We start from the raw sequence: 25717 nt of genomic DNA, 5'->3' as shown, positions 1-25717 counted from the left end.
GCGCCGTTCTCCGATAGGGGCGCTGCTCCCGCGCCTGCGGCGCTCCCCCGGAGGTATTTGCGGCCCGAAGAAGCCTGAAGAGCGCCCGGCGTCAGAGGCCCTCGAAGGCGCAGAGGGCATGTACGTCCATGTCCATCGCTTCGAGCCGCTGGCGGCCCCCCAGTTCGGGCAGGTCGATTACGAAGGCACAGCCGATGATCTCGCCGCCCAGCCGTTCGACCAGCTTGATGCCGGCCTCGGCGGTGCCGCCCGTGGCCAGCAGGTCATCGACCAGCAGTACCTTTTCCCCGGCCTCGATGGCGTCGTCGTGGATCTCGACCACCGCCTCGCCGTATTCCAGCTGATATTCCTCGGAGATGACCGCGCCGGGCAGCTTGCCCTTCTTGCGGATCGGCACGAAACCGGCCGAGAGCTGGTGCGCCACGGCGCCGCCGAGGATGAAGCCGCGCGCCTCGAGGCCCACCACCTTGTCGAAGCGGACCCCGGCATAGGGATGCAGGAGCTGGTCGATGGCCATGCGAAAGCCGCGCGGGTCGGCGAAGAGGGTGGTGACGTCCCGGAACATGATCCCCTCGTGCGGGAAATCGACGATGGTCCGGATGTAGTCCTTGATCTCTGTCTTGCGCGGCATGGTAGGGTCCCCGGTTGAAACGCCCGCCTGCGGTAGCGCGGCAGCGGCGGGCTGTGCAAGTCTTCTGCCCGCAGTCGTCCTTTCAGGCGCGGCGCAGTGTTGCCGTCAGCACGCCCATTCCGATCAGCGTGGCGCCGCCCGCCCGGGTCAGCCAAGCCAGGATCGACGGGCGCTGGATCATGCGGCGCAGCCGGTCGGCGGCGAGCGCATAGGCAAGGGCGTTGAGCGCCGCGAGGGTGACGAAGGTTGCCACCAGGATTGCAAACTGCGGCAGCAGCGGCGCCTGGGGCGTCACGAACTGCGGCACGAAGGCGATGAAGAAGGCGATGCTTTTCGGGTTCAACGCGGTTACGGCCAGATTGTGAGCAAAGACGCCGCGCGCGGTCACGCCGCTGTCGGGCAGGACCAGCCCTTTTTGCGGTGCCGAGCGGATCAGCTTTATCCCCAGCCAGACGAGGTAAGCGGCGCCGACCCATTTCAGCACGGTGAACAATGTGGCCGAAGCGGCGACCAGAGCGCCGAGACCCGCCAGCGACAGGCTCATGGCGATGAAATCGCCGCTGGCGACGCCCGCCGCAGAGGCAATGGCCACCGAGCGCCCCTTGCTGAGGGCATAGGACAGGACCAGCAGCACGGTGGGCCCCGGGATCAGCAGGAGAGCGGTGGAGGCGGCGACAAAGGCCAGCCAGAGCTGAAAGTCCATGAGGTTACTCCCGTGGCGGATAGTGTCGGCGCAGGGCCTTGAGATCCTGGGGACCGAGGTCCTTGGATTGATTGTCGTCCTGCGAGAAGATCGACTTGCCGAGGTAAGCGGGATTGCGGATGTCCGTCAACAGGCCCAGGGCCTGGGTCAACTCCTCGATCATGGCGGATTCGTAGTGGCGGATGTCCAGACGCGTGCCAAAGATGATCCGCGCGCGCTGGATCACATGGGTGTCGCTGCGTGACCAGACGATGACCCGCGCGCCGGTCACCGTCATGCCGTCGACCCCCTTGATCCCGGTGCCGCTGAGCGGCGCGGAGCCATCGGTGTCGACCAGGTAGATGCGGATGTCGGCCTCGGCCCCCGGGGCGACTTCGCGGAGCGAGATACCGGCGCCGGCACGATTGATGTACTGGATGGCCCGTGTCAGAGCCGCGCGGGCACGTTTCTGGCGTCCGCCGAGGAAGGCGCGGTCGATCCGGGCGATCTGGACCCGCAGGGGCCGCTCCGTGGGCCAATGGACCATGTCCTTGCGACAGGCTTCGCCCGGAGGGGCGGCGCAGGCGACGAGGCGGTAGAAATCCTCGTCGCTGAGCGGGCCGTCGGTTTCGATATAGTCGACTGCACCCGTCGCCGCGCAGGGCAGGGCGAGTGCCAGCCAGAAGAGGGCAGGTCGCAGCATGGCCAGGCGTCAGTTGCCGCCAAGCATGCGGCCCGCGACCGCGTCGAGCTTGGCCAGTAGCGCGGGATCGCGTTTCTCGGGCGCGGTGAGAAGGGCGTATTCCAGGGCGCGGTCGCAGCCATGCGGGCAGGGCGCGCGTTCGGCGCCCAGCAGGGCGGGCAGGCGGCGGACCATTTCGCGCCCCTTGTCGGCATTGCCGGTCAGGGTCTTGATGATGTCCATGATGTCGACTTCGCCGTGGTCGGGGTGCCAGCTGTCATAGTCCGTGACCATCGCGATGGAGGCGTAGCAAAGCTCGGCCTCGCGGGCGAGTTTTGCCTCGGGCATGTTGGTCATGCCGATCACGTCGCAGCCCCAGCTTTCGCGGTACATCGTCGATTCCGCAAGGGTCGAGAATTGCGGCCCTTCCATCGCCAGGTAGGTGCCGCCCTTGTGGACGGTGATCCCGGCCTCGCGGGCTGCGGTGAAACAGGCCTCACCGAGGCGCGGGCAGGTGGGATGGGCGACCGAGACATGGGCGACGCACCCGGTGCCGAAGAACGATTTTTCACGCCCGAAGGTGCGGTCGATGAATTGGTCGACGACAACGAAATCGCCCGGTGCCATCTCTTCGCGGAAGGAACCGCAGGCGGAGACGGAAATCACGTCGGTGACGCCGATCCGTTTCAGCGCGTCGATGTTGGCGCGATAGGGGACGGTCGTCGGCCCGTGGACGTGGCCGCGGCCGTGGCGCGGCAGAAAGGCCATCTTCACGCCCCCCAGCGTGCCGGTCAGGATCTCGTCCGAAGGGGTACCCCAGGGGCTTTCCACCGCCTGCCATGCCGCGTCTTCCAACCCGTCGATGTCATAGATGCCCGACCCGCCGATCACGGCAATCATCGTTTCCGTCATGTCAATTCCCCGTCCTTGCCCGGCGCCCGGTGTTTCGCTTTGCCCGAAGTGTGCCGGATGCGTGTCCGAGGGCAAGCACCCGAGCGGGGTTTCGTGATACAATCCCGCCGGTGTTGCCTCTGTGGGATACCGGGGCGCCGCGGTTCGGCAGGATACGGAAGTATTCCGTGCATCTTTGGTCCGGTTCGGCTATTAGGCCCTGAATCGCGAACATGCTGCGATGCGGCGTTAGCGGCCACAGGCTGCCCGATGCTGCGCCCAGGAAAGGACCCCCGATGAAAAAAGCTCTCTTGGCGCGTTTCGCCAACCGTGTGGAATTGCCCGACCTGTCCCTGATGCCGGACGAGAAACTGACGCCGGGCCGATGGCGGATCGAGCTCTTGGCGGGTCTGACCGTGGCGCTGGCACTGGTGCCCGAGGCGGTGGCCTTTGCCTTTGTCGCCGGTGTGCACCCGCTGGTGGGGCTTTACGCCGCTTTCCTGGTGGGACTGGTGACGGCGCTGATTGGCGGACGACCGGGCATGATCTCTGGCGCGACCGGGGCGCTGGCGGTGGTCATGGTGGCGCTGGTGGCGCAGCACGGGGTCGAATACCTGTTCGCGACCGTTGTCCTGATGGGGATCCTGCAGGTGATCGCCGGGGCGCTGCAATGGGGCAAGTTCATCCGTCTGGTGCCGCATCCGGTCATGCTGGGGTTCGTGAACGGACTGGCGATCGTCATCTTCCTGGCCCAGCTGGGCCAGTTCAAGGTGCCGGGAACAATGGAAAATACCGGTCACGGCATGGGCGGCGGCGAATGGCTTTCGGGGATGCCGCTGTACCTGATGCTGGGGCTGACGGTGCTGACGATGGCGATCATCTGGGTCATGCCCAAGATCAGCAAGGTCGTGCCTGCACCGCTGGTCGGGATTGTCGTGGTGGCGGCACTTGTGATCGGGTTCGGACTGGACGTGCCGCGCGTGGGGGACCTCGCCTCGATCCAGGGCGGGCTGCCGCCCTTCCACATTCCGGCGGTGCCTCTGAACCTCGAAACGCTTGAAATCATTCTGCCTTACGCGGTCATCCTCGCGGCGATCGGACTGATTGAATCGCTGCTGACCCTGAACCTGGTCGGAGAGATCACGGGCAAACGCGGCGGCGCCAGCCAGGAGTGCATCGCGCAGGGCGCGTCGAACATCCTGACCGGGTTCTTCGGCGGCATGGGCGGCTGCGCGATGATCGGCCAGTCGATGATCAACGTGAAATCCGGCGCGCGGACGCGGATCGCGGGCATCGCCGCGGCGCTGTTCCTGCTGATCTTCATCCTCTTTGCCGCGCCGCTGATCGAATTGATCCCGCTGGCCGCGCTGGTGGGGGTGATGTTCATGGTGGTGATCGGGACGTTTGCCTGGAACTCTTTGACAATCCTCAGGAAAGTCCCGCTGATGGATGCCTTTGTCATCCTGCTGGTGACGGTCGTCACGGTGATGGAGGACCTTGCCGTCGCGGTTGTCGTCGGTGTCATCGTCTCGGCCCTGGCCTATGCCTGGAACAACGCGCGGCGCATTCACGCCAGGACCCGCGAATCCCATACCGACCTCGGCGCCAAGGTCTACGAGATCCAGGGGCCGCTGTTCTTCGGCTCGTCCGACGGGTTCATGGAATTGTTCGACGTGGAAAACGACCCGGACGTGGTGATCGTGGATTTCAACGAAAGCCGGGTTGTCGACCAGTCGGCGCTGCAGGCGATCGAGGCGATCGCGGGCAAATACGAGGAGGCCGGAAAGCGGATCAAGCTGCGCCACCTGAGCCGGGATTGCCACAAGCTCTTGACCAAGGCCGGGCACCTGATGGTGGATAGCGACGACGACCCGGACTATGAACTGGCGGTCGATTACAACGTCCGAACGGGTATCCTGGGCGGGCACTGAGGCCGGGCGGCACGCTGTACGTTTTGTACAAAACGTACGCCGTTTTCAGCATTTTGTACAAACCGGCAAGGTTTCGTTAAGGGCGCCCGTGAAAGGGCGCCCTTTTCCGTTTCAGCCGGCGTCTGCCGGTGCCATTTGCTGCAATGCAGCGACGTCCCTGGCCTCCAGCGCCGGACGGGCCCGGGCAACCAACTCGGGCGGCCAGTCCCACCAAGCCAGCGAATTGAGCACCTCGACCTCTTGCGAGGTGAAGCGCATCCTGACCACCTGCGCCGGGTTGCCGGTGACAACGGCGTAGTCGGGCACCGTGTCGCGCACCACCGCGCCCGCGCCGACGATGACGCCGTTGCCGATCCGTGCACCGGGCAGGACCAGCGCGCCATAGCCCAGCCAGACGTCATGGCCGATCACCGTGTCGCGGCTGTCGGGCTGGTAGCCCAGCATGGTCGACGGGTCGAAGACCGCGAAGGGAAAGGTGGTCACCCCGTCCGTCGCGTGATTGGCCGAACTGCCGATGAACCGGACCCCGTGGGCGATCTGGCAGTACTTGCCGATGTGCAGCCACTCCTGGCTGAAGGGGAACAGGTAGGGGGCGAGCCGTGCCGCCCAGTCCTCGGGCGGGTCGAAGTCCGAGGCATAGGTGTAGTCGCCCACCTCGAACCGCGGGTGGTCGATCACGTTTTTCAGGAAAACCGTGCCGCGATGCGGGGTGCCGTCGGGCAGGATGATGGGAAAGGCCGCGTCGGCTGCGGGCAGGGAAGGACCCGGCATGGATGGATCAGGCATGATGCCTCCTTTGAACTCTGGGAAAATGTCAGGGGTTCAAAGGGTCTGGTCCATCACTGCCTCCATCGTTGAGAGGTCTGGATAGCACGTCCGGCGCCGGAATGCGAGAGGGCGGGGCCATGCGGATCCGCATGGAGGGCATGCGGGGCGGAAGTTGCTGTCGCTGCGACGAGTGCACGTCACGAACCGGTTGGTCGGCGCGGACCTTCGCGGTTGGTTGTATGATTGTCGGCAGTGCGGACAATCCTGACTTTCGCTGCGAATGCGCCAATGTCCACCTGCTATTCAATGTTGCTCTATTCGTAGTTCTGTTTCGTCGGGCAGAACTTAGCCAAAGCAGAGATTTGTCGTTTTTCGCAACCCGCAATACCCCATCGCGATAGCTTCGCCATCGAAATATTGGCCTCGCGCACAATCCCGGCGTTCTTCTTCGTAACTTTGATTATTCCAGGGCCGTGCCGGGCAACTGGCCGAAGCGCCAACGCAACTGTTTTGGACAGCGGGACAACGGTTAAGCCGTTGGCGGCACACTTGATCGCACTTCCAATGATGAAAGCCTCAACATTATGGCTTGCCCTCAGGAAAACGACACTAAAGTTGCGGTAGAACTCAAGGATCTCAGGTTCTATCATGCTATTCCGCGCTGAAACGACGGTGTTGTGCTTCATCTCAGTGAAAAAGGTTTCGTCTTGCGCAAGTTCAGCGGGCATCGGACCCAATAGTTTTTCAACCTCATGAACGGCTTCTTCGATAAACCGATGGTCGCGATCGTGAACGAAGTCCGGTGAACGCCAAAATTGTCTATGTAAAACTTCGAAAAAAGCATCTTTCGATGAGGGATCCAGTCTCGGGTAGATGCCCTTACTGACCATGCTTATCATCTTGTCTGTATTGGCTTTCCAATCGTCGTCTAACCGCCCAAATGCCTTTTCCAGTTCATCATGCGATGCATTTCCATCCTTGAAAGTGTTGTCGTTTCGGATCTTAAAAACTGACTTGGTGTTTCGCGGCAAAACTCCGCGACCCTCTTCCGAACTGAAATGCCAGAGCTTTCCGTTTTTGGCTTTGAAACGGTTCTGGACGGATTGAGCCACGAAATGATGTGCCTTAGATCTACCCATCCTTTAAATGCCTTATGCAGACTACCTAAACTTCACACGAAACTGACCTTCACTGCGGTACAGCAAGCTGTCAACAAGGGCTCTTGCCAGCTTTCGCCGCACCCCACGCGAATGACCGCTGTCGGGGAACGAGCGCGACTTTGGCACGCGCGCTCCCCGTCTACAGCTGTTGGCCGCCCGTCGTTATTCCCCCGGGCGCTTCAGTTCGAATTTCTCCCGCACGACGGTGTAGTCGCGATAGCCCATGCGGCTGAGCGGGTTGAAGGTCAGCACGTCGAAGATGCCGTCCTTCAGGCAGGTGTCGCGGATGTGCACGCCGGTCACCTCTCCGAAGACGGCGAAATTCGCCTTGCCGGGCAGTTGCACGATCTGGGTCAGCTTGCATTCCAGGTTCGCCGGGGCCGCCGCGACGCGTGGACAGGCGATGGTCTCGCACTCGGCCTTCTCAAGGCCCGCCTCGGCGAATTCGTCGACATCCTTGCCGAAGAAGGCGGAGGTCGCGTTCATCGCGTCGCGCATCTCGTATTCCACGATGTTGACGCAGAAGACGCCGGTTTCGCGGATCTGGGCGACGCTGTCCTTGGTATCGCCGCGGTCCTCCTTGGCCGAGGTCGAGGAGAACATGACCTGCGGCGGGACGTAGGCAACCGCGTTGAAAAAGGAATAGGGGGCCAGATTGTCGTGCCCGTCGGCCCCCCTGGTCGAGATCCAGCCGATGGGGCGTGGTGTCACGATGGCGTTGAACGGGTTGTGCGGCAGGCCGTGGCCATCCTCGGGACGATAGAACAAGGGCGTCGCTCCTGTTTGCGCGTGGGTTTATCGCGTGATACGCGGCCTTGCGCCGGAATGCACGGGGGCAGGGGGCAGGACTGGTGTTCACGCTTGCACAGGAAACAGCGGACGACTGGTGGGAGGTCGAGGCCCTTTACGACCTCGCTTTTGCGCCGGGGCGCTCGGCGCTGTCGTCCTACCGCCTGCGCGAGGACGTGGCACCCGTGGCGGCCCTGTGCCGCGTGGCGCGGGACGAGAGCGGGACCCTCGGCGGAGCGATCCGCTATTGGCCGGTGCGCGTCGGGGATCACGACGCGCTGCTCCTGGGACCGGTCGCGGTGCACCCCATCGCCCAGGGCGAGGGGCTGGGCGCGGCGCTGATCCGGGACACGGTGGCGCGGGCAGGGGAACTGGGCCTTGCGCGGGTGCTGCTGGTGGGGGATGCGCCCTATTACGGACGCTTCGGGTTCCGGCGTCTGGAGGGCGTCGAGATGCCGCCGCCGACCAACCCGGACCGGGTCCTGGGGCTGGAGCTGGTGCCCGGCGCCTGGGCGGGTGTCGCGGGGGCGGTGACGCGCGCGGCTTGATCGCGGGCCTGTCTGATCCCATCTTTTTGGGGATCGAGGAGGGTCTGGACGTGAGCGATACGAAACTTCCTGTGCGGTCCCACGAGGCGGAAATCGCCGCCCTGGCCAAGCGTTACAATGAGGCCGGGTCCATCGGGATGCAGGTCCTGTCGCTGATTGGCGGGCAGGCGGGCAACCTGCTGGAACGGCTGCCGGACCATGCCAAGGACCGGCTGGAAGAGGCGACGCGGCGGGCGCTGACCGTGGCGATGCAGGCGGCGCAGCAGTCGCGCGGCATGGTGCCGGACCAGAAGGGCTGGCTGAACACGGCGCTTGCCACGGCGATGGGCGCGGCGGGCGGATCGGGCGGTTTGCCGACGGCGCTGGCCGAACTGCCGGTCACGGTGACGGTGCTGTTTCGGGCGATCCAGGGGATTGCAGCGGAATACGGGTTCGACCCGAATGATCCGGAGGTGGCGCGGGAATGCCTGACGGTCTTTGCGGTGGCGGGCCCGCTCGAAGAGGATGACGGTGCCGAGATGGGGTTCCTGGCGGCACGGGTGACGGTGACCGGCGCGGCGGTGCACAGCCTGATCGCGCGGATCGCGCCGAAACTGTCCGTCGCGATGGGGCAGAAGCTGGCGGCGCAGACGGTGCCGGTACTGGGCGCCGTGGCGGGGGCGGCGACGAATTACGCCTATACCAGCTATTACCAGCAGATGGCGCATGTGCATTTCGGCCTGCTGGCGCTGGTGGAACGGACCGGCCTGCCGCGCGACGAACTGGTGGCCGAGCTGAAAAAGCAGATGGCGGAACCGCGGTTAACGCGGAATTAGGCTTAACCGCGGTATGTGAGTCGTACCGAGGGCGGAAAGTCCCGGAACGAAGCGCCCGTCCCACGAAAGGCCCGGCTTCGCCGAAGGCCGCGCCAAAAGCACAGGGGATAGGGTCTCCATCCGCGCAGAAAGCGCGGGCGGCGCTCTGGCCAGAACGGTAGGGGCGAACTCGTGTAGACAGTCCTGGAACCCGGTCACATGCCGAAGGCTGTGACCGGGTTTTTTCACGGGCTGTCCCCCGGACGCGGGCCCGGTCAGTCGTGCGGCGGATTGCGGCTGGCGTGGATCTCGCGGATGCGGTCCGGCCAGGTCGAGCGGATATAGGCCAGCACCTGCCAGATCTCCTCGTCGGACAGCGTGCCCGCGAAGGCCGGCATACCGCTGGTGAAACTCTTGAGCCCCAGATCGGCCACGACCGCCTGCCCGCCGCGTTTCGTATAGTCGAAGAGATCGGCGTTGGAATGGTGCCAGGTGTGGCCGGTCTCGTCGTGCGGCGGCGCCGGATAGATGCCGTCGGCGTCCGGGGTCTGCCAGTCGGGCTGGCCCTGCAGGTCCGCACCGTGACACGCGGCGCAGTTCTCGGCATAGATCACCTTGCCTGCGGCAATGTCGCGCCCGTCGAGTTCATGCCCCGCAAGGGCCGGCACGGGCAGGAGGGCGAGGACCAGCGCGCGCATCACGCCACCTCGACCCATGTCTTCATGCCCGAGGCCTGATGCCCCAGCATGTGACAATGCAAGAGCCATTTGCCCGGGTTGTCGAAGACCACGAGTATCTCGCGTGTCTCGCCCCGCATCAGCAGGGTGGTGTCGCGCAGGTCGCCCGTGGTGCCGTCCGCGGTCACCTCGTGAAAGTGGTGCCCGTGCAGGTGGATGCCATGCGGAAAGGCGGTGTCGTTGATCAGTCGCAGGCGCGCGGTTTCCCCCCGGTCGAAGCTGGCCCAGGGGGCGTCCGGCAGGCCAGAGACGCCGTTGAAAGACCAGATGTCATCGCCGGCGTGCTGTCCCCCCATCGCGCCGCCCTGCATCCGCAGGGTCAGGCTGCGGGCGGTGTCAGAGGGGGTCGGGCGGTGGCCATCGGGCAGGGCGGCGATGGGTGTGTCGCGTGCGGGCACGGGGGCCTCGCCGGGTTCGAGCGCGCCCATGACAAAGGCCTCTTCGGGGGTGGGAAAGAGAAAACGGACCGTGTCGGTCACGTCGCCGATCACGTCGATGCGCTGCGCCGGGGCGAGCGCGACCCGGGACAGGTCGCGCGGTTCCGGCAGGGGACGGCCGTCAAGCGCCACCACCCGGCCTGCGATCCCGTCGAGCACCAGCGGAAAGACCCGCGCGGTGGCGGTGTTGATGATGCGCAGGCGCAGACGCTGGCCCCGGTGCACCGTGACGTCCGGCAGGATCGCCTTGGCGAAATTGCCCAGCCGCCCGGCATGGGCAAAGTCGTGCATGTTGCCGAAATCGCCCGCCATCTTGCCGGAAGGCTCCAGCCGCCAGTCGTCGAGGATCACGGTGATGTCGTGATCGACATCCGGGGGCGTGGCCTCTTCGACGATGAGCGGTCCGTAAAGGCCGCGCGCCACCTGTTCCCAGCTTTGGTGGTGCGAGTGATACCAATAGGTGCCCGCGTCCGGCGCAACAAAGTCGTAGTCGAAGGTCCCGCCGGGGGCGACTGCGTCCTGCGTCAGGCCGGGCACGCCGTCCATCGCGTTGGCGATGCGGATGCCGTGCCAGTGCACCGCGGTTGGCTCGGGCAGGTTGTTTTCAAGGGCGACCGACAGGCGGTCGCCCGCGCGCAGGCGCAGTTCCGGGCCGGGGGTCGACCCGTTGAAGCCAAAGCCGGCCGTCTGTCCCTCTCCGGCATCGAGGATCTGCGAGACCACGGGTTCCGCCCGCAGGGGATGCGGCGCTGCCCAGGCCATGCGCGGCAGCGCCGAGGCGGCCAGGGTCGTGCCAAGGAACTGGCGGCGGCTCAGCGGCATGGTCACTCCCGGTAGAGGCTGTGGCAGGATTTGCAGGCCTCGCCCAGCCGCTGCACGGCGGGCACGAGGTCGTCCGGTGTCGTAAGCGAATTCGACACGTCCAGCGCGGCGGATTCCAGGGCCTCGGCCTTGGCGGTGAAATCGGCGAAATCGGTCCAGATCGCGGGCTTGGCCTCGGACTTGGGATCGGTCTCGCGCGCCTCGAACAGCGCCGGGGTTTCGGCGGAATGGCGCGCGATGTTTGCCGCGGCGGCCTGCGCGGCGCTGGCGTCGAAGGTCGTCTGCCCCTTGGCCATGCGGCCCAGCACCTTCATCGCGTCACCGATGGATTTCATCGAGTCCATACGGGCCATGACGGCCTGGTTCTGGACCCCGGAATGGGCAAAGGCGGCGGCGCCGGCCAGGATGAAGAGGCCGGCGAAAATCGGTTTGCGCATGTCTGTCCCCGTGTTTGTCGTATCGGGGCAGAGTTGAAGCAGGGGCGGCCCCTGTCAAGGCGCCGACGGGCAACTTGGCGTGAGGGCCACGCGCTCAGGAATTGTCGCGCAGGTATTCCATGACGGCCTGGCGCACCGATTGTTCGCCGCGCATCTTGGATTCCTCGATCACGTCACGGACCTCTTTCAGCGAATACCGCATCAAGAGCGATTTTACCGGGCCGACCGAGGCGGGCCGCATCGAGAGCGAGCGCAGCCCGATGGCCGCCAGGACCAGCGCCTCGATCGGGCGTCCCGCGTCCTCGCCGCAGAAGCTCAGCGGCGTGCCGGTGCTTTCGCAGCGCGCGACGATGTTCTCGATGAAGCTGAGGAAAGAGATGTTCAGCGTGTCGTAGCGGCGGCGGACCAGCTCGTTTTCGCGGTCGGCGGCGAAGAAGAACTGTTTCAGGTCGTTGCCGCCGATCGACAGGAATTCAACCTCTTCGAAGAAGCGCCGCGAGGCATAGGCCAGGCTGGGCGTTTCCAGCATGGCGCCGACCTCGATGCGTTCGGGCACCGGATGGCCAAGACGGCGCTCGCGGGCCAGCACCTTGTCCACCTCGTCGCGGGCGCGGGCGTATTCCTCGTACTGGGCGATGAAGGGAAACATGATGGTCAGCGGGCGGCCATTGGCGGCGCGCACCAGCGCCTGCAACTGCATCCGCATCACCCCGGGGCGGTCCAGGGCAACCCGGATCGCCCGCCAGCCGAGCGCCGGGTTGGGCTCGTCCAGCGATTTCATGTAGGGCAGCACCTTGTCCGAGCCGATGTCGAGGGTGCGGAAGATCACGCGCTTGCCCTGGGCGGCATCCAGCACCTTGGCGTAGATATCCACCAGCTCGGTGCGTTTCGGCATCTTGTTGCGGATCAGGAATTGCAGTTCTGTCCGGAACAGGCCCACGCCCTCGGCGCCGGAGCCGGCCAGAGACGGCAGGTCGGCCATCAGGCCGGCGTTCATGTGCAGTTCGATCCGGGCGCCATCGGCGCTGGTGCATTTCGTGTCGCGGATCGACGAATACCGTTCCTGCGCCTTGGCCTGCATCGCCATCTTGTCGCGGAAGGCGCTGACCACGGTTTCGTCCGGGCGCAGGTGCACGATGCCCTGGTCACCATCGACAAGGATCTGGTCGCCGTTCAGCGCCTCGTTGGTGATCCGGTCGGCGTGGATGACCAGCGGAATCGCCAGCGCGCGGGCGACGATGGCGGCATGGCTGCCGACAGAGCCTTCCTCCAGCACCACGCCCTTGAGCTTGCGGTTGTATTCCAGCAACTCGCCGGGGCCGATGTTGCGGGCGATCAGGATCGGGTTCTCGGGCAGTTCGGCGCCGGTCTGGTTGCCCTGGCCGGTGAGGATCCGCAAGAGTCGGTTCGACAGGTCGTCAAGATCGTGCAGCCGGTCGCGCAGGTAGGTGTCCGTCACCTGCGCCATGCGGGCGCGGGCGGTGGACTGCTCCTTTTCCACCGCTGCCTCGGCCGAGAGACCGCGGGCGATGTCCTCTTCCATGCGGCGCATCCAGCCCTTGGAATTGGCGAACATGCGGTAGGCTTCGAGCACCTGGGCGTGTTCGCCATCGCTGCCGGCGCCGGCCAGCATCTCGTCGACCGAGACGCGCAACTGGTCGACCGCGTCGTGCAGGCGCCGGAGTTCGGTGTCGGGGTCGTCGGCCACCGGGTTGGTGACGACCACGCGCGGCTCGTGCAGCCAGGCATGGCCCATCGCGCTGCCTTCCTGACCGGTGCCGCCCCGGAACAACAGCGACTGCGTATGGCGGGCCTTGAGGGCCGCGCCTTCGCCGACGAAGGCGCCCAGTTCCGTCATCTCGGCCAGGACCATTGCCACGACCTCGAGCGCGTAGACCTCGTCCGCGGTGAACTCGCGCGCCTGCTTGGACTGGACGACCAGCACCCCCAGCTTGGAGCCGAGCCGCTGGATCGGCACGCCGAGGAAACTGGAATAGATCTCTTCCCCGGTTTCCGGCATGTAGCGGAACCCGCGTTCCGAGGGAGCGTCCGCGGCGTTGATCGTCTTGCCGGTGGAGGCGACGCGGCCCACAAGGCCCTCGCCCAGCTTCATCCGGGTCTGGTGCACGGCCTCGGGCTTGAGGCCCTGGCTGGCGCAGAGTTCCAGCGTTTCGTTGTCACGGAACAGGTAGATCGAGCAGACCTCTGTCCCCATGCTGTCGGCGGTCAGATGGGTGATCTTGTCCAGGCGCGCCTGCCCGGCGGCATCCTCGGCCATCGTGTCGCGCAAGCGGCCAAGCAGCTTGCGGCTTTCCGATTCGGTATTTGTCGGCATGGATGTCTTCCCGCGCCTCTCCGGTGGATGCGATCCGGAGCAATAGAGCATTGAGCGCCCCATTGGAAACCGCTTTTCGCGGACGGGGCGAGAATATACCCGCTATGCGTGTGATATGCACTGCCGGATCGGTCGGAAATCAACCGTCCGGCCTGGGTGCGACGGCGCCGGCGTCAGCCAGCCTTGTCCAGTTCGAAGGCATCGTGCAGCGCCTGCACGGCCAGTTCCATGTACTTGCGTTCGATTAGGACGGAAATCTTGATCTCGGAGGTGGTGATGACCTGGATGTTGATGCCTTCGTCGGCCAACACGCGGAAGAACTTGGCCGCGACACCGGCGGCCGAGCGCATGCCGATACCCACGACCGAGACCTTGGCCACGTTGGTATCGGCGACGATGCCGTGGAAATTGATGTCACCCTTGGCCTTGGCCTCTTCCATCGCCTTCTCGGCGCGCGCCACCTGGTTGGTGGGGCAGGAAAAGGTCATGTCGGTGCGGCCCTCGTCCGAGATGTTCTGCACGATCATGTCCACGTTCACCCCTGCCTCGGCCAGGGGAGTGAAGATCGCGGCGGCGATGCCGGGCCGGTCAGCGACCGAGACCAGGGTCATCTTGGCTTCGTCGCGGGAGTGGGCCACACCGGCCACGATATTGCTTTCCATGATCTCTTCCTCGTCGCAGACCAGCGTTCCCGCCGCGTCGTCCATTTCCTCGAAGCTCGACAGCACCCGCAGCGGCACCTTGTAGCGCATTGCCAGCTCGACAGAGCGGGTCTGCAGCACCTTGGCACCCAGGCTGGCCATTTCCAGCATCTCCTCGAAGGCGATCCGGTCCAGCTTGCGCGCCTTTTCGCAGATCCGCGGGTCGGTCGTATAGACCCCGTCGACGTCGGTGTAGATGTCGCAGCGTACCGCGCCGAATGCGGCGGCAAAGGCCACGGCGGTAGTGTCCGACCCGCCCCTGCCCAGCGTGGTGATGCGGCCCTCTGGGCTGATCCCCTGGAACCCGGCCACGACGGCGACCTTCATGCCCTCGGCGAATTTCGCGGTGATGTTCTCCGGCGGGATTTCCTCGATCCGGGCAGAGGCATGGGCCGAGGTGGTTTTCACCGGCACCTGCCAGCCCTGCCAACTGCGGGCGGGGATGTCCATTTCCTGCAGCGTCAGCGCCATCAATCCGGCGGTGACGTTTTCGCCCGAGGAGACCACCGCATCGTATTCGCGCGCGTCGAACAGCGGCGAGGTGTCCTCGACCAGGCCCACCAGCTTGTTGGTTTCGCCGGACATGGCCGAGACGATGACGATCACGTCATGGCCCTTGGCGACCTCGACGCCGACGCGCTTGGCGGCGCGGCGGATGCGGTCCAGCGTGGCGACGGAAGTGCCGCCGAATTTCATCACGAGCACGGACATGGAGGTCCCCCTTCAGATCGCAGGGCGTTTACGCCGCGTTTCCGTCGCGCGCAAGGGCGCTTTGGCCGCAGGTCGGCCGTTGTGGCGATGTCACCGCGGCTCAGCGGTCACGCGGCGTTCGGTGGTCCACCGGGGCCATTCTGCCAGACGCGACCAGCGCCTCGGGCGAGGCGGTGTCCTCGGTCGTCTGGGCGCTGAGTGCCAGCCAGCCCTGCGCCCGCCGCTGCAGCACAAAGCTGGTGATCCACAGGCGGTCCGGACGAGGGCCGCCGTCGGGCGCGGGCTGGCCGGACAGCGTGAACCTGCAACGTACGAGCGCGCTGTCGTCCGACAGCGTGGTGGTTGCGGTCCGGCTGGGGGTCAGGACCGTCCTGGCGAAGGCGGTCCTGAAAATGCGGTCGTACGGTTTGGCGATCGCGGCACGTCCCTGCCAGCACAGCCCGGTGACCGTGATGAAAACCGCGTCTTCGGTGAACAGCGCGGCCAGCGTCTGTCCGCTGCGGCTGTGCCAGGCGGCGGCGAAGGCCGCCGGAAAGCGCGCGGGTTCAAGGACGGGGTCAATAGGGATGTGCGCGGCCATCCCAGGTCTCGAAACAGCCGGTGTGGTCGATGTCCAAGGCGTCGATGCGGTCCACCAGTCCGCGGGCGGCTTCGGCGGGGGTGATTTCCGCCGCCCCGCCGCCCATGTCGGTCTGCACCCAGCCGGGGTGGTAGATACCGACGGCGATGCCCAGCGGTTTCAGGTCCGCGGCCAGGTTGCGGCCAAGGTTCAGCGCCGCCGCCTTCGACGCGCGGTAGATATAGCTGCCGCCGGGCGCGCGGGTGTGCGAGGCCATCTGAGACGAGATGATCGCGATGCGCGGCATGTCCGACAGTTGCAGGTTGGGCAGGAGCGACTGCACGCTGAGGAAGACGCCGGTGACGTTCACGGCGAAACTCTCGGCCCACATTTCCGGCGGGTAGCCGTCGGCGAGGCTCTGTCCCTTGTCCAGGTAGACGCCGGCGTTGCAGATCAGCGTGTCGATGGTCCGGCCTTCCAGCCTTGTGGAGAGGGCGCGGTGCGAGGCCGGGTCCGTGACTTCCAGCGGCAGGTATTCCGGGTGGTCGCGCGCGGTGCCAAGCACCTTGTTGCCGCGCGCGGTCAGGGCGCTGTCCAGCGCCGCGCCGATGCCGCGGTTGGCGCCGGTGATGAGGATCTGCATGGGCGGGCTCCCTGATGTCTGCCCGTTTTGCCTAGCGCAATGGCGCGGGCCGGAACAGGGGTCAGTTGCTCTTGCGCGTGGGGGTAAAGGGCAGTGGTGCGACCTTGATCCCGTCCTCGATCAGCGCTTTGGCCTCATGGCCCTTGGCCTCGCCCCAGATCGGGCGTTCCGGAGCGTCACCGGCATGCATGGCCCGGGCTTCTTGCGCGAACCGCGTGCCCACATAGTCCGAGTTCGCCTCGACATGGGCCTTGAGCGCGGCCAAGGCCTGTTCGGCGGGGTTCGCGGGTTTGGACAGCGGTTTTTCCGGGGCGGTTTCGGGCGTGTCCCCAAGTCCGACGCGGGGCGCCATCAGCGCCTTTTCCACCTTTTCCGTTCCGCAGACGGCACAGGCGACGTGGCCCGCGGCCTGCAGCTTGTCAAAGGCGGATGCGGATTGGAACCAGCTGTCGAACTGGTGTCCGTCGGCACATTTGAGACTGTACTGGATCATCTCCCGGCTCCGGATGGCAATCATATGAAAGATAAGGATAACGCGCGGCGGATCAAGTTCGCTCTGGCGGCGGCAGCTGGGCAAGGATGCTGTCCGCCAGCGCGTCGAGGCTGCTGTCCTGGCGCAGGGCGGCACGGGCCGCTTGGCCAGATTTCTCTTGTTCGGCAGGATCTTGCAGGGCGGTCAGCGCATGGGCAAGCGTTTCTGCATCGGTGATTTCCGGTGCGATGTCCCGCAGCCGCGAAAAGGCGGCGGTAAAATTACGCGTATCCGGTCCGTGGATCAGCGCGGCGCCAAATGCGGCGGGCTCATAGGGGGTGTGTCCGCCCCGGTCGCTGAGCGTTCCACCGATGAAGACCCGGCCCGCGCGGGCATACCAGAGCGGCATCTCTCCCAGCGTGTCGGCCAGGTAGACCTGCGCCGTCGCGGGGTCTTGGCTGCGGCTGCGGCGGGCGACGGTCAGGCCCAGTGCGCGGGCCTCTTCGGCGATTTCATCCGCCCGGCGGGGATGACGCGGGGCGAGGATGAGTTTCAGCCCCGGTGTGTCGCGCAGGCAGGTCTTGTGGGCGGTGAGCGCGACGCGCTCGTCGCCTTCGTGGGTAGAGGCGGCAAGCCAGGTCAAGTGACGGGGCAAGGCGGCGTCCAGCCCTGGATCGGCCACCGGGGCGGGGGGCGTGTAAAAGGCCTTGAGGTCGACGACCGGCCCCCGGGCACTGGCGGGCAGGCCGAGATTGGCCAGCCGCTCTGCGCTTGCGGCATCCTGCGCCGAGGCGAACGCGACCCGATTCAGTGTCCGACCGGCCAGTTTCGGCAGCCGTGCCCAGTTGCGCGCGGTGCCCGCGCTCATCCGTGCGCCCAATAGCAGGACCGGGCCGGGGCAGCTGAGGAACCGGTTTGGCCAGAGCTCGGCTTCGAGCGCGACATGGGCGCGAACCTGCCAGCCCTGCATGATCCGGCGCGTCGGGCCGCGCAGGTCCAGCGGCGCGAGCCGGGCGGTGACACGCGGCAAGCCCCAGCGTTCGGCCAGCGCCACGCCGGTGTCCGTGTTGGCGGTGATCAGCCAGTGCAGGTCCGGGCGAGCGGCGATCAGGCGTTCGAGAAGCGGACGGACAGAGGCAAGCTCTCCGTTCGAGGCGCCGTGCAACCAGACATGCGGGCCGGGAGTGGGCGTGCCGGGCGACAGCCGGGACCGGGCCGCGGAGAGCCCACCCCGACGCAGGACAGTCGCCAGGGTGCCGGTGGCAAAGAGGCTGAGGAGCAAGCGATAGAGAAACACAGGTGATCCGGTCATTGCGCGGGCCAACTGCCCGGACCTGCGGATAGGCCCTGCGACGGGGCCTTGGCAAGAGTGGACGAGATCGGCCCCATATGGCTAGCGGATCCCGGTTTGCACGACGAGAATGCGGAAACTTGCCGGTGTGAGTTTTCAGTGGGTTAGCGGAGGAGACTTTCTGGGGGAACGCCCGCCTTGGTGCGGTGTGCGTTTACAAAATGCAATATTCATTCTTCAGAAGTAGGGCGTTATGGCTACGTTTCTTGTCGTTTCAGGACTTTCTCGACGGCGTCTCCAGCCCGAGTTGGGGTTTGGTGGCGGCGCTCCGCGGCTCTGCTGTACGATCTTGGCGGCGACATTGGGGGTGATTTCCGATCATGTATTTGAATCAACGGGTTGTCCCCTTTTCTTCCTGTGAACCGATGCCTGGCAAGAAACTGCAAGAGATGGCCGGAACAGCGGGAAAACCGATCAGATGTCGCTTGGTCAGGTTTTCAATTCAAAAACAGATGTTTGCGCGGCGCTTCTCACAAGTTTCGTTTGGCGTGAGTGCCGCCACGAAATTTCGCCGGGCCCTTGCTCTCATCCAACTGGTAACTTGATCGCCGCAGCCAAAGGCCATGCACCGGCCCGCGAAATGTCGAACCTGGGGGAATGGTGCTGCTGGAGAGAATTGAACTCTCGACCTCTCCCTTACCAAGGGAGTGCTCTACCTCTGAGCTACAGCAGCAGCGTGTGGCGGGCCTCTTAGACCGGAAATTCTGACCGCGCAAGAGGTCGAATTGAAAAAACCGACAAAGCTTTGCCGACTGCCCTGCCTCAGGCTGGACCAGCAATCATGGCTGAGGTACACCCGCGCCATGAAGCAGGATGATAAACGGCGGGGCCAAAGTGGCAATGACGGCAGGGATGCGCGGCTCAAAGCGGCGCTGAAAGCCAATCTTGCGCGCCGCAAGGCCCAGGCCCGGGCGCGGCAGGACGCCGCAGAGCCCGCTGCACCAGAGAATGGCGACACGCCGGGCGAGGAATAGGACAGGCATGGATTCGATTGTTGTGACGGGGAACGGCCCGCTGGCCGGGGAGATTCCCATCGCGGGCGCCAAGAACGCCTGCCTGACGCTGATGCCGGCGACACTGCTCAGCGACGAGCCGCTGACGCTGACGAACGCGCCGCGCCTGTCGGACATCCGCACGATGACGCTGCTGCTGCGGTCGCTGGGCGCCGAGGTGTCGACCCTGGCCGATGGCCGGGTGCTGGCCATGTCCTCGCACGGCGAGATCACCCAGCGGGCGGAATACGACATCGTGCGCAAGATGCGCGCCTCGATCCTGGTGCTGGGCCCGCTGCTGGCGCGCGAGGGCTATGCCGAGGTGTCCCTGCCCGGAGGCTGTGCCATCGGCGCGCGGCCCGTGGACCTGCACCTCAAGGCGCTGGAAGCGATGGGCGCCGAGATGGACCTGCGCGACGGCTATGTGCACGCCAAGGCGCCGGCGGGCGGGCTGCGGGGCGGCATCGTCACCTTTCCCTTCGTCTCGGTCGGTGCGACGGAAAACGCCCTGATGGCGGCGACGCTGGCGAAGGGGACGACCGTTCTCAGGAATGCCGCGCGCGAGCCGGAAATCGTCGATCTGGCGCGGTGCCTGCGGGCGATGGGCGCGCAGATCGAAGGCGAGGGATCCCCCGAGATCACCATCCAGGGCGTCGACCGGCTGGGCGGGGCGACCCATGCTGTGGTGACCGACCGGATCGAACTGGGCACCTACATGCTGGCGCCGGCGATCTGCGGCGGTGAAGTGACCTGCCTCGGCGGCAAGATCGAATTGGTCGAAGCCTTCTGCGAAAAGCTCGACGCGGCGGGGATTTCGGTAGAGGAAACCGAGGCCGGCCTGAAGGTCGCGCGCCGCAATGCCCGCGTGTCGGCGGTGGACGTGACCACCGAGCCTTTCCCGGGTTTCCCGACCGACCTGCAGGCACAGATGATGGCGCTGCTGTGTACGGCCGAGGGCGTGTCGGTGCTGGAGGAGAAGATCTTCGAGAACCGGTTCATGCACGCGCCGGAGCTGATGCGCATGGGCGCGCAGATCGATGTGCATGGCGGCACGGCGACGGTGACCGGGGTCGAGCGGCTGCGCGGCGCCCCGGTGATGGCGACGGACCTGCGGGCCAGCGTTTCGCTGATCCTGGCCGGGCTGGCGGCCGAGGGCGAGACGATGGTCAACCGCGTCTACCACCTGGACCGAGGCTATGAGAACGTCGAGGACAAGTTGTCGGCGGTGGGCGCCCGGATCGAGAGGGTCGCCGAGGCATGACCGAGGACGCGCGTTTCGAAGACGGTGGCGAGCGGCCGCTGAACCTTGGCGCGCTGGATGCCGAGGACCTTGCGGTGATTTCTAGCCTGGTTCAGGATGCGGTTCTGCCGGTCACCGAGATCCGCTGGCAGGCCTCGAAGCGCAGGCTGGGCCTTCTGGTCAATCGTATCCGCTGGGAAGATGTGGAGGCGGCTCGCGCAAGGGGGCGGCCTGTCGAACGCGTGCAGGCGCTGCTGGTGATCGACAATGTGCTGGGCGTGGCGAGCCAGGGCGTGGACCGGTCGGACCGCGACATGATCCTGCAGCTTATGTCGGTGACATTCGAACCGGGTGAGGATGCGGATGGCTTTGTCGTTCTGACGCTGGCCGGGGACGGGGCCCTGCGGGCGAAGGTCGAGGCACTGGAAGTGGCGTTGCGGGACGTGACGCGGCCTTACCTGGCGCCTTCGGGGAAGCTGCCGGACCACGGAGTGTGAGCCTGTAGGTCCTGTCGTCGGGACGGGACTGTTTGCGGCTGCGCCGCAAAGACGCCCGCCCGCCGACCCTTTGGGACGGCGCCGCTTGGCGCCTATTCCGGTCCGAGACGCCCCCGAGAGCAGGCTGAGCGCCGGCCCGCTGAAGGCGGCAAACCTTCAAGGGAAGCGTGTGAAGTGCGACGGGGTGGCCCCCCAGCCAGGAGCGTGCGCCAGTCGCGGCGCTTGAGGCCGGCGGACGGGCGGGCTAAGAGGCGCTGGATGCAGCGGAGGTGCCCATGCCCGTCTTTCTCGATAGCCGCCAGGACGATTTCGAAACCGCCTTTCGGACCCTTCTGGGAGCCAAGCGCGAAGACAGCCCGGACGTGGAGTCGGTGGTGTCGGAGATCATCGCGGACGTGCGTGCGCGCGGCGACGCTGCGGTGCTGGAGCTGACCGCGAAATTCGACCGGCTGGAACTGGACGCGTCCCGGTTGCGGATTTCCGAGGCGGAGATCGAGGCGGAGTGCGCGCGCGTGCCTGATGCCGAACGTCATGCGCTGGAAACCGCGGCCGAGCGCATCCGCGCCTATCACGTCCGCCAGATGCCGCAGGATCAGAGCTGGACCGATCCCGAGGGTGCCACTCTGGGCTGGCGCTGGGGCGCGGTGTCGGCGGCGGGGCTTTATGTTCCGGGCGGCCTGGCGTCTTATCCTTCGTCGGTTCTGATGAACGCCATTCCCGCCAAGGTGGCGGGCGTCGAGCGGTTGGCGATCTGCGTGCCTACGCCGGACGGGGTCGTGAACCCGGCGGTCCTGCTGGCGGCGCGGATTGCCGGGGTGGACGAGATCTATCGCATAGGCGGGGCTCAGGCGATTGCCGCCTTGGCCTATGGCACCGAGAGCATCGCGCCAGTGGACAAGATCACCGGACCGGGCAATGCCTTTGTCGCCGCGGCCAAGCGCCGGGTCTTTGGCAAGGTCGGCATCGACATGATCGCCGGCCCCTCCGAGATCCTGGTCATCGCCGATGGTGACAATGACCCGGACTGGATCGCGCTGGACCTTATGAGCCAGGCGGAACACGATGAAAGCGCGCAGGCACTGCTGATCTGCACCGACGAGGCCTTTGGCCGCCGGGTAGCCGAGGCCGTCGAGGCGCGGTTGCAGACGCTGGAACGGCGAGAGATCGCGGGCGCCTCCTGGCGTGATTTCGGGGCGGTGATCACGGTGCCCGACCTGGACGAGGCGGCGGCGCTGTCGAATCGAATCGCGCCCGAGCACCTGGAGCTTTGCGTGGCGGACCCCGAGGCGTTGGCCGGGAAATGCCAGCACGCCGGGGCGATCTTCCTGGGCCAGTGGACGCCCGAGGCCATCGGCGACTATGTCGGCGGACCGAACCACGTCCTGCCCACGGCGCGTTCCGCGCGGTTTTCCTCGGGCCTTTCGGTGATGGATTTCCTCAAGCGGACGACCCTGGCGCGGATGACGCCGGACAGCCTGCGCGCCATCGGCCCGGCGGCCGAGGTGCTGGCGCGATCCGAAAGCCTGGAGGCGCACGGGTTGAGCGTGACCGCGCGGCTTGAAAAGCTCAATCGCTGAAGGGGGAAGGGCATGAGGGTCGTCATTTTTCATAACCCGAACTGTTCCAAGTCGCGTGCGGCGCTGGCGCTGATCCGGGAAGCGGGCCAAGAGCCCGTCGTGGTGCCCTACATGAAGACGGGCTGGACCGTGCCGCAGTTGCAGGCGCTGTTTGCCGTGGCGGGGCTGACGGCGCGGGAGGTGCTGCGCACGGCCCGCACTCAGGCGAAGGAGATGGGGCTGCTGGAGGATGGCGTTGACGAAATCGCGATCCTGGAGGCGATGGTGGCGCATCCCGAACTGGTCGAGCGGCCCATCGTCTGTTCGCCGAAAGGCGTGCGGCTATGCCGTCCGCCCGAATTGGTGGCGGAACTGCTGGACGGCTGAGGCGGGTCGGGTCCGAAGGCGGGATTTGACCCTTTGGTGCCATTGCCCCCGGGGACGGGCCGCGCTAAGCCAATGCGAGTTTTCAGGATGCTGCCCATGACCCGCATCGCGCATATCGAACTGGATGATGCCAACCTGCCTCCGCCGACGCCGGAGATCGAGCAGGAGCGGCGCGTGGCCATGTTCGACCTAATGGAAGAGAATTCCTTTGTCTTGCCCGCGCGCGAGGATCGCGCCGTGCCGCCCGGACCCTACAACGTGGGGCTGTCGATCAGGGACAAGCGGCTGGTCTTTGACGTTGGCACGGCAGATCATCAAAAGGCGGCAGAATTCCATCTTTCGCTGTCGCCCTTCCGGCAGGTGGTCAAGGACTACTTCCAGATCTGCAAGAGCTACTTCGACGCGGTGCGGACCCTGCCGCCCAGCCAGATCGAGACCATCGACATGGCGCGCCGTGGCATTCACAACGAGGGCGCGCGCATCCTGCAGGAGCGGCTGGAGGGCAAGGTGGAGGTCGACGACGCCACGGCGCGGCGGCTGTTCACCCTGGTCTGCGTCTTGCATTTCGGGGGCTGAGGTGCCGGAGTTGCCGCAGTCGATCCTCTTTGCCTGCGACCACAATGCCGTCCGGTCCCCGATGGCCGAGGGCATCATGAAGAAGCTGTACGGAACAGAAACCTACGTGCAGTCGGTCGGTGTCGTGAACGATCTCGAGATCGACGGTTTCGCGATCTCGGTCTGCAGCGAGATCGGGGTAGAGCTGGAACGGCACCGGTCGCGCAGTTTCGAGGAAATGGAACAGATGGGCGAGATGCTGTCGGGGTTCGACCTGATCGTCACATTGTCTCCGGCCTCGCAGCGGCGGGCGCTGGACCTGACGCGCTATTATCACCTGACGGTGGAATACTGGCCGATCATGGATCCGACCGGCATCGGCGAGACGCGAGAGCAGAAGCTGAACGCCTATCGCCAGACGCGGGACCAGCTGGTCAAGAGGCTGGGCGATCAATGGAGCGCGGAGTAAGCGGCTGCGCCGCTTTTTCGAGTATTTTCAGAGAGAAGAAACGGGGAGTTGCGCAATGGGAGAGGCGCGGGACGTGGTGGCGAAGTATTTCGCGGCCTTCAATGCGGGTGATACGGCGGGAATGCTGGAGTGCCTGTCGGATGATGTGGCGCATCACGTCAACGAGGGGCAGGTGCGGCGCGGCAAGGAACTGTTCGAGGCGTTTTGTGCCCACATGAGCCGCTGTTACCGCGAGAACCTGACCGACATGGTGATCTTCGAGAGCGAGGACGGCAGCCGGGCGGCGGCGGAATTCATCGTCAACGGCACCTACCTGCAAACCGACGAAGGCCTGCCGGAGGCGCGTGGGCAGAACTATCGCTTGCCGGCGGGGTCATTCTTTTCGCTGGACGGCGGCAGGATCAGCCGGGTCGTGACCTACTACAATCTCGCCGACTGGACCGCGCAGGTCTCGTGATGCGGGTCGAGGTGCTGACGGGCGCCGCGCTGGAGGCGGCGCTGGATGACGTGGCGCGGCTGCGGATCTCGGTTTTCCGCGCCTTTCCCTATCTTTACGACGGGGACTTCGAGTACGAACGCGGCTATCTGCAGACCTACCGCGACAGCGAAAACGCGGTGCTGGTGGGGGCCTTTGACGGCGACAGGCTTGTGGGGGCGTCCACGGGCACGCCGCTGGAGGACCACGCCGAGGATTTCGCCGGGGCCTTCGACGGCAAGGGATTTGACCTGTCCCAGGTCTTTTACTGTGCCGAGTCCGTGCTGTTGCCCGAGTACCGCGGGCACGGCATCGGGCATCGGTTCTTTGACCTGCGCGAATCTCATGCGCGGGCGCTGGGTCGGCGGTACTGCGTCTTTTGCGGGGTGGTGCGGCCAGAGGACCACCCGCTTCGGCCTGCCGACTACGCGCCGCTTGACCCGTTCTGGCGCAAGCGGGGGTACGAGCGGCTGGAGGGCGCGGTGGCGCGATTCCGCTGGAAGGACATCGACCATGACGCGGAGACGGAAAAGCCGCTCCAATTCTGGATGCGTGAATTGTGAGGCTTTGAGATGAAGGTTGCAGCGGCGGCGTACCCGGCGGAATTTCTTGACAGTTGGGAGACTTACGAGGCCAAGCTGACACGATGGGTGAGCGAGGCCGCCGGCGAGGGGGCCGACTTGCTGGTCTTTCCCGAATACGGCGCGATGGAATTGGCGACGCTGGCGGGGCGCGAAGTGGCGCTGGACCTCGAGGCCAGTTTGCACGCGGTCTCCGAGCGCGTTCCAGCGGCGGATGAGCTGCATGCGTCGCTGGCGCGGCGCTTCGGCGTGCACATCCTGGCCGCCTCGGCGCCTGTCTTCGACCCGGAGATCGGGCCGCGACCGGTGAACCGGGCGCGCTTCTTCGCCCCTTCCGGAGAGATGGGGGTGCAGGACAAGCAGATCATGACCCGGTTCGAGCGCGAGGACTGGAACGTCGTGGCGGGCGGACCGCTGCGGCTGTTCGACACGGCGCTGGGCAGGATCGGTATCCTGATCTGCTACGACAGCGAGTATCCGTTGCTGGGCCGGGCGCTGCGGGAGGCAGAGATCCTGCTGGTGCCTTCGGTGACCGAGGCCCTGTCGGGGAACAGCCGGGTGCGCATCGGCGCGATGGCCCGGGCGTTGGAGGCGCAATGCGTGGCGGTCATGTCCTCGGTCGTGGGCGAGGCCGACTGGAGCGAGTCGATCGACGTCAGCGTCGGGCGCGGCGCGGTCTTCGGCCCGCCGGACATCGGCTTTCCCGAGACCGGCATCCTGGCCGATGGCGTTCTGAACCAGCCCGGCTGGACCTATGCCGAGATCGACCCGGGCGCGGTGGCGCGCGTGCGGCGCGAGGGGGTGGTTCTGAACCGACAGCACTGGGACGATCAGGCGGGCCGGGACGGCGCACCGGAAGTCATTGCATTGCGCTGAGATGTGAC

Annotated in this window: 29 protein-coding genes and 1 tRNA gene; 13 read left to right on the top strand and 17 right to left on the bottom strand. The window is 65.8% G+C overall.

The annotated features are described in order from the left end of the window. Positions 1-91 precede the first annotated feature (91 nt). The 4 genes from ACQY5B_RS16095 to ACQY5B_RS16080 all read right to left on the bottom strand — a co-directional run bounded on the left by ACQY5B_RS16095 (position 92) and on the right by ACQY5B_RS16080 (position 2907). The gene (locus tag ACQY5B_RS16095) at positions 92-631 is read right to left on the bottom strand and encodes an adenine phosphoribosyltransferase (RefSeq protein WP_305970940.1); all 540 of its coding nucleotides are present in this window, start codon (positions 629-631) and stop codon (positions 92-94) included. Positions 632-713: 82 nt separating this feature from the next. Beyond that, entirely contained in the window at positions 714-1334 is a 621-nt protein-coding gene (locus tag ACQY5B_RS16090) for a LysE family translocator (RefSeq protein WP_305970939.1), read from the bottom strand. Between the two features lie 4 nt (positions 1335-1338). Continuing rightward, positions 1339-2016, bottom strand: coding sequence for a DUF2927 domain-containing protein (locus ACQY5B_RS16085; protein ID WP_305970938.1), 678 nt, complete (start codon positions 2014-2016; stop codon positions 1339-1341). A gap of 9 nt (positions 2017-2025) precedes the next feature. Next, the gene (locus tag ACQY5B_RS16080) at positions 2026-2907 is read right to left on the bottom strand and encodes an S-methyl-5'-thioadenosine phosphorylase (RefSeq protein WP_420324487.1); all 882 of its coding nucleotides are present in this window, start codon (positions 2905-2907) and stop codon (positions 2026-2028) included. A 275-nt stretch (positions 2908-3182) separates the two neighbouring features. On the opposite strand from ACQY5B_RS16080, the gene ACQY5B_RS16075 reads away from it, so the two are divergent. Continuing rightward, on the top strand, positions 3183-4817 hold the full coding sequence (locus ACQY5B_RS16075) for a SulP family inorganic anion transporter (RefSeq protein WP_420324488.1): 1635 nt from the start codon (positions 3183-3185) through the stop codon (positions 4815-4817). Between the two features lie 111 nt (positions 4818-4928). Here ACQY5B_RS16075 and ACQY5B_RS16070 read toward each other — a convergent pair whose 3' ends face one another. The 3 genes from ACQY5B_RS16070 to ACQY5B_RS16060 form a co-directional block, all read right to left on the bottom strand. Then, positions 4929-5603 carry a CatB-related O-acetyltransferase gene (locus ACQY5B_RS16070; RefSeq protein ID WP_420324489.1) on the bottom strand — a complete coding sequence of 225 codons (675 nt, stop codon included), beginning with the start codon at positions 5601-5603 and terminating at the stop codon, positions 4929-4931. A 296-nt stretch (positions 5604-5899) separates the two neighbouring features. Further along, entirely contained in the window at positions 5900-6697 is a 798-nt protein-coding gene (locus ACQY5B_RS16065) for a DUF4238 domain-containing protein (protein ID WP_420324490.1), read from the bottom strand. Between the two features lie 210 nt (positions 6698-6907). Beyond that, complete coding sequence (locus tag ACQY5B_RS16060; protein ID WP_420324491.1) at positions 6908-7513, bottom strand: flavin reductase family protein; 606 nt, start codon at positions 7511-7513, stop codon at positions 6908-6910. 83 nt (positions 7514-7596) lie between these two features. Here ACQY5B_RS16060 and ACQY5B_RS16055 point away from each other — a divergent pair, with 83 nt between their 5' ends. Continuing rightward, positions 7597-8082 (top strand): GNAT family N-acetyltransferase, encoded by a 486-nt coding sequence (locus ACQY5B_RS16055; protein ID WP_420324492.1) that lies wholly within the window; start codon positions 7597-7599, stop codon positions 8080-8082. Positions 8083-8126: 44 nt separating this feature from the next. Further along, positions 8127-8897, top strand: a complete 771-nt coding sequence (locus tag ACQY5B_RS16050) for an EcsC family protein (RefSeq protein WP_420328631.1) — start codon at positions 8127-8129, stop codon at positions 8895-8897. Positions 8898-9151: 254 nt separating this feature from the next. On the opposite strand, the gene ACQY5B_RS16045 is transcribed toward ACQY5B_RS16050, so the two are convergent. The 10 genes from ACQY5B_RS16045 to ACQY5B_RS16000 form a co-directional block, all read right to left on the bottom strand. Then, the gene (locus tag ACQY5B_RS16045; protein ID WP_305970963.1) at positions 9152-9574 is read right to left on the bottom strand and encodes a c-type cytochrome; all 423 of its coding nucleotides are present in this window, start codon (positions 9572-9574) and stop codon (positions 9152-9154) included. Next, positions 9574-10872 (bottom strand): multicopper oxidase family protein, encoded by a 1299-nt coding sequence (locus ACQY5B_RS16040; RefSeq protein ID WP_420324493.1) that lies wholly within the window; start codon positions 10870-10872, stop codon positions 9574-9576. Before ACQY5B_RS16040 ends, ACQY5B_RS16045 begins: the two co-directional genes overlap by 1 nt. 2 nt (positions 10873-10874) lie before the next feature. Next, positions 10875-11309: a c-type cytochrome gene (locus tag ACQY5B_RS16035; RefSeq protein WP_420324494.1), complete on the bottom strand. Its 435-nt coding sequence runs from the start codon at positions 11307-11309 to the stop codon at positions 10875-10877. 94 nt (positions 11310-11403) lie between these two features. Next, entirely contained in the window at positions 11404-13644 is a 2241-nt protein-coding gene (gene ptsP, locus ACQY5B_RS16030; RefSeq protein ID WP_305970928.1) for a phosphoenolpyruvate--protein phosphotransferase, read from the bottom strand. 173 nt (positions 13645-13817) lie between these two features. Further along, on the bottom strand, positions 13818-15056 hold the full coding sequence (locus ACQY5B_RS16025; RefSeq protein ID WP_305970927.1) for an aspartate kinase: 1239 nt from the start codon (positions 15054-15056) through the stop codon (positions 13818-13820). Between the two features lie 100 nt (positions 15057-15156). Then, entirely contained in the window at positions 15157-15636 is a 480-nt protein-coding gene (locus ACQY5B_RS16020) for an SgcJ/EcaC family oxidoreductase (RefSeq protein ID WP_420324495.1), read from the bottom strand. Beyond that, entirely contained in the window at positions 15614-16258 is a 645-nt protein-coding gene (locus tag ACQY5B_RS16015; protein WP_420324496.1) for an SDR family NAD(P)-dependent oxidoreductase, read from the bottom strand. Before ACQY5B_RS16015 ends, ACQY5B_RS16020 begins: the two co-directional genes overlap by 23 nt. A gap of 61 nt (positions 16259-16319) precedes the next feature. Further along, positions 16320-16751 carry a DUF1178 family protein gene (locus ACQY5B_RS16010; RefSeq protein WP_420324497.1) on the bottom strand — a complete coding sequence of 144 codons (432 nt, stop codon included), beginning with the start codon at positions 16749-16751 and terminating at the stop codon, positions 16320-16322. Positions 16752-16803: 52 nt separating this feature from the next. Beyond that, positions 16804-18042 (bottom strand): 3-deoxy-D-manno-octulosonic acid transferase, encoded by a 1239-nt coding sequence (locus ACQY5B_RS16005; protein ID WP_420324498.1) that lies wholly within the window; start codon positions 18040-18042, stop codon positions 16804-16806. Between the two features lie 637 nt (positions 18043-18679). Then, a tRNA-Thr gene (locus tag ACQY5B_RS16000) sits at positions 18680-18754 on the bottom strand. Between the two features lie 130 nt (positions 18755-18884). Between ACQY5B_RS16000 and ACQY5B_RS15995 the strand changes: the two genes are divergently transcribed. From ACQY5B_RS15995 to ACQY5B_RS15950, 10 genes are all read left to right on the top strand, one after another. Next, positions 18885-19055, top strand: a complete 171-nt coding sequence (locus ACQY5B_RS15995; protein WP_420324499.1) for a hypothetical protein — start codon at positions 18885-18887, stop codon at positions 19053-19055. Between the two features lie 7 nt (positions 19056-19062). Beyond that, positions 19063-20334, top strand: a complete 1272-nt coding sequence (gene murA / locus ACQY5B_RS15990; protein WP_305970906.1) for a UDP-N-acetylglucosamine 1-carboxyvinyltransferase — start codon at positions 19063-19065, stop codon at positions 20332-20334. Beyond that, a complete protein-coding gene (locus tag ACQY5B_RS15985) occupies positions 20331-20810 on the top strand; it encodes a DUF2948 family protein (protein WP_420324500.1) in 480 nt (159 codons plus the stop codon). The genes murA and ACQY5B_RS15985 overlap by 4 nt, the downstream gene beginning before the upstream one ends. A gap of 275 nt (positions 20811-21085) precedes the next feature. Continuing rightward, positions 21086-22387: a histidinol dehydrogenase gene (gene hisD, locus ACQY5B_RS15980; RefSeq protein WP_420324501.1), complete on the top strand. Its 1302-nt coding sequence runs from the start codon at positions 21086-21088 to the stop codon at positions 22385-22387. A 12-nt stretch (positions 22388-22399) separates the two neighbouring features. Next, positions 22400-22753, top strand: a complete 354-nt coding sequence (gene arsC, locus ACQY5B_RS15975; RefSeq protein WP_305970903.1) for an arsenate reductase (glutaredoxin) — start codon at positions 22400-22402, stop codon at positions 22751-22753. A 96-nt stretch (positions 22754-22849) separates the two neighbouring features. Further along, positions 22850-23329, top strand: coding sequence for a UPF0262 family protein (locus tag ACQY5B_RS15970; protein WP_305970902.1), 480 nt, complete (start codon positions 22850-22852; stop codon positions 23327-23329). Position 23330: 1 nt separating this feature from the next. Further along, positions 23331-23777 carry an arsenate-mycothiol transferase ArsC gene (locus ACQY5B_RS15965; protein ID WP_305970901.1) on the top strand — a complete coding sequence of 149 codons (447 nt, stop codon included), beginning with the start codon at positions 23331-23333 and terminating at the stop codon, positions 23775-23777. A gap of 55 nt (positions 23778-23832) precedes the next feature. Continuing rightward, positions 23833-24234 carry a ketosteroid isomerase-related protein gene (locus ACQY5B_RS15960; RefSeq protein WP_305970900.1) on the top strand — a complete coding sequence of 134 codons (402 nt, stop codon included), beginning with the start codon at positions 23833-23835 and terminating at the stop codon, positions 24232-24234. Then, complete coding sequence (locus tag ACQY5B_RS15955; RefSeq protein WP_420328634.1) at positions 24234-24815, top strand: GNAT family N-acetyltransferase; 582 nt, start codon at positions 24234-24236, stop codon at positions 24813-24815. The genes ACQY5B_RS15960 and ACQY5B_RS15955 overlap by 1 nt, the downstream gene beginning before the upstream one ends. Positions 24816-24824: 9 nt before the next feature. After that, a complete protein-coding gene (locus tag ACQY5B_RS15950; protein ID WP_420324502.1) occupies positions 24825-25709 on the top strand; it encodes a carbon-nitrogen hydrolase family protein in 885 nt (294 codons plus the stop codon). The last annotated feature ends 8 nt before the right edge of the window (positions 25710-25717 follow it).

This window comes from Antarctobacter sp., from assembly GCF_965277915.1.
GTDB lineage: Bacteria > Pseudomonadota > Alphaproteobacteria > Rhodobacterales > Rhodobacteraceae > Antarctobacter.
This window is presented reverse-complemented; position numbering and strand designations above follow the sequence as displayed.

Coding starts and splice junctions, on each gene's coding strand:
- ACQY5B_RS16040 (WP_420324493.1), bottom strand. CDS start 10,872: ATGCCGCTGAGCCGCCGCCAGTTCCTTGGCACGACCCTGGCCGCCTCG.
- ACQY5B_RS15955 (WP_420328634.1), top strand. CDS start 24,234: ATGCGGGTCGAGGTGCTGACGGGCGCCGCGCTGGAGGCGGCGCTGGAT.
- ACQY5B_RS16015 (WP_420324496.1), bottom strand. CDS start 16,258: ATGCAGATCCTCATCACCGGCGCCAACCGCGGCATCGGCGCGGCGCTG.
- ACQY5B_RS16080 (WP_420324487.1), bottom strand. CDS start 2,907: ATGACGGAAACGATGATTGCCGTGATCGGCGGGTCGGGCATCTATGAC.
- ACQY5B_RS15985 (WP_420324500.1), top strand. CDS start 20,331: ATGACCGAGGACGCGCGTTTCGAAGACGGTGGCGAGCGGCCGCTGAAC.
- ACQY5B_RS16005 (WP_420324498.1), bottom strand. CDS start 18,042: ATGACCGGATCACCTGTGTTTCTCTATCGCTTGCTCCTCAGCCTCTTT.
- ACQY5B_RS16075 (WP_420324488.1), top strand. CDS start 3,183: ATGAAAAAAGCTCTCTTGGCGCGTTTCGCCAACCGTGTGGAATTGCCC.
- ACQY5B_RS16085 (WP_305970938.1), bottom strand. CDS start 2,016: ATGCTGCGACCTGCCCTCTTCTGGCTGGCACTCGCCCTGCCCTGCGCG.
- ACQY5B_RS15970 (WP_305970902.1), top strand. CDS start 22,850: ATGACCCGCATCGCGCATATCGAACTGGATGATGCCAACCTGCCTCCG.
- ACQY5B_RS16010 (WP_420324497.1), bottom strand. CDS start 16,751: ATGATCCAGTACAGTCTCAAATGTGCCGACGGACACCAGTTCGACAGC.
- ACQY5B_RS16025 (WP_305970927.1), bottom strand. CDS start 15,056: ATGTCCGTGCTCGTGATGAAATTCGGCGGCACTTCCGTCGCCACGCTG.
- murA (WP_305970906.1), top strand. CDS start 19,063: ATGGATTCGATTGTTGTGACGGGGAACGGCCCGCTGGCCGGGGAGATT.
- ptsP (WP_305970928.1), bottom strand. CDS start 13,644: ATGCCGACAAATACCGAATCGGAAAGCCGCAAGCTGCTTGGCCGCTTG.
- ACQY5B_RS16070 (WP_420324489.1), bottom strand. CDS start 5,603: ATGCCTGATCCATCCATGCCGGGTCCTTCCCTGCCCGCAGCCGACGCG.
- ACQY5B_RS16095 (WP_305970940.1), bottom strand. CDS start 631: ATGCCGCGCAAGACAGAGATCAAGGACTACATCCGGACCATCGTCGAT.
- ACQY5B_RS16090 (WP_305970939.1), bottom strand. CDS start 1,334: ATGGACTTTCAGCTCTGGCTGGCCTTTGTCGCCGCCTCCACCGCTCTC.
- ACQY5B_RS15960 (WP_305970900.1), top strand. CDS start 23,833: ATGGGAGAGGCGCGGGACGTGGTGGCGAAGTATTTCGCGGCCTTCAAT.
- ACQY5B_RS16020 (WP_420324495.1), bottom strand. CDS start 15,636: ATGGCCGCGCACATCCCTATTGACCCCGTCCTTGAACCCGCGCGCTTT.
- ACQY5B_RS15950 (WP_420324502.1), top strand. CDS start 24,825: ATGAAGGTTGCAGCGGCGGCGTACCCGGCGGAATTTCTTGACAGTTGG.
- ACQY5B_RS16045 (WP_305970963.1), bottom strand. CDS start 9,574: ATGCGCGCGCTGGTCCTCGCCCTCCTGCCCGTGCCGGCCCTTGCGGGG.
- ACQY5B_RS15995 (WP_420324499.1), top strand. CDS start 18,885: ATGAAGCAGGATGATAAACGGCGGGGCCAAAGTGGCAATGACGGCAGG.
- hisD (WP_420324501.1), top strand. CDS start 21,086: ATGCCCGTCTTTCTCGATAGCCGCCAGGACGATTTCGAAACCGCCTTT.
- arsC (WP_305970903.1), top strand. CDS start 22,400: ATGAGGGTCGTCATTTTTCATAACCCGAACTGTTCCAAGTCGCGTGCG.
- ACQY5B_RS16035 (WP_420324494.1), bottom strand. CDS start 11,309: ATGCGCAAACCGATTTTCGCCGGCCTCTTCATCCTGGCCGGCGCCGCC.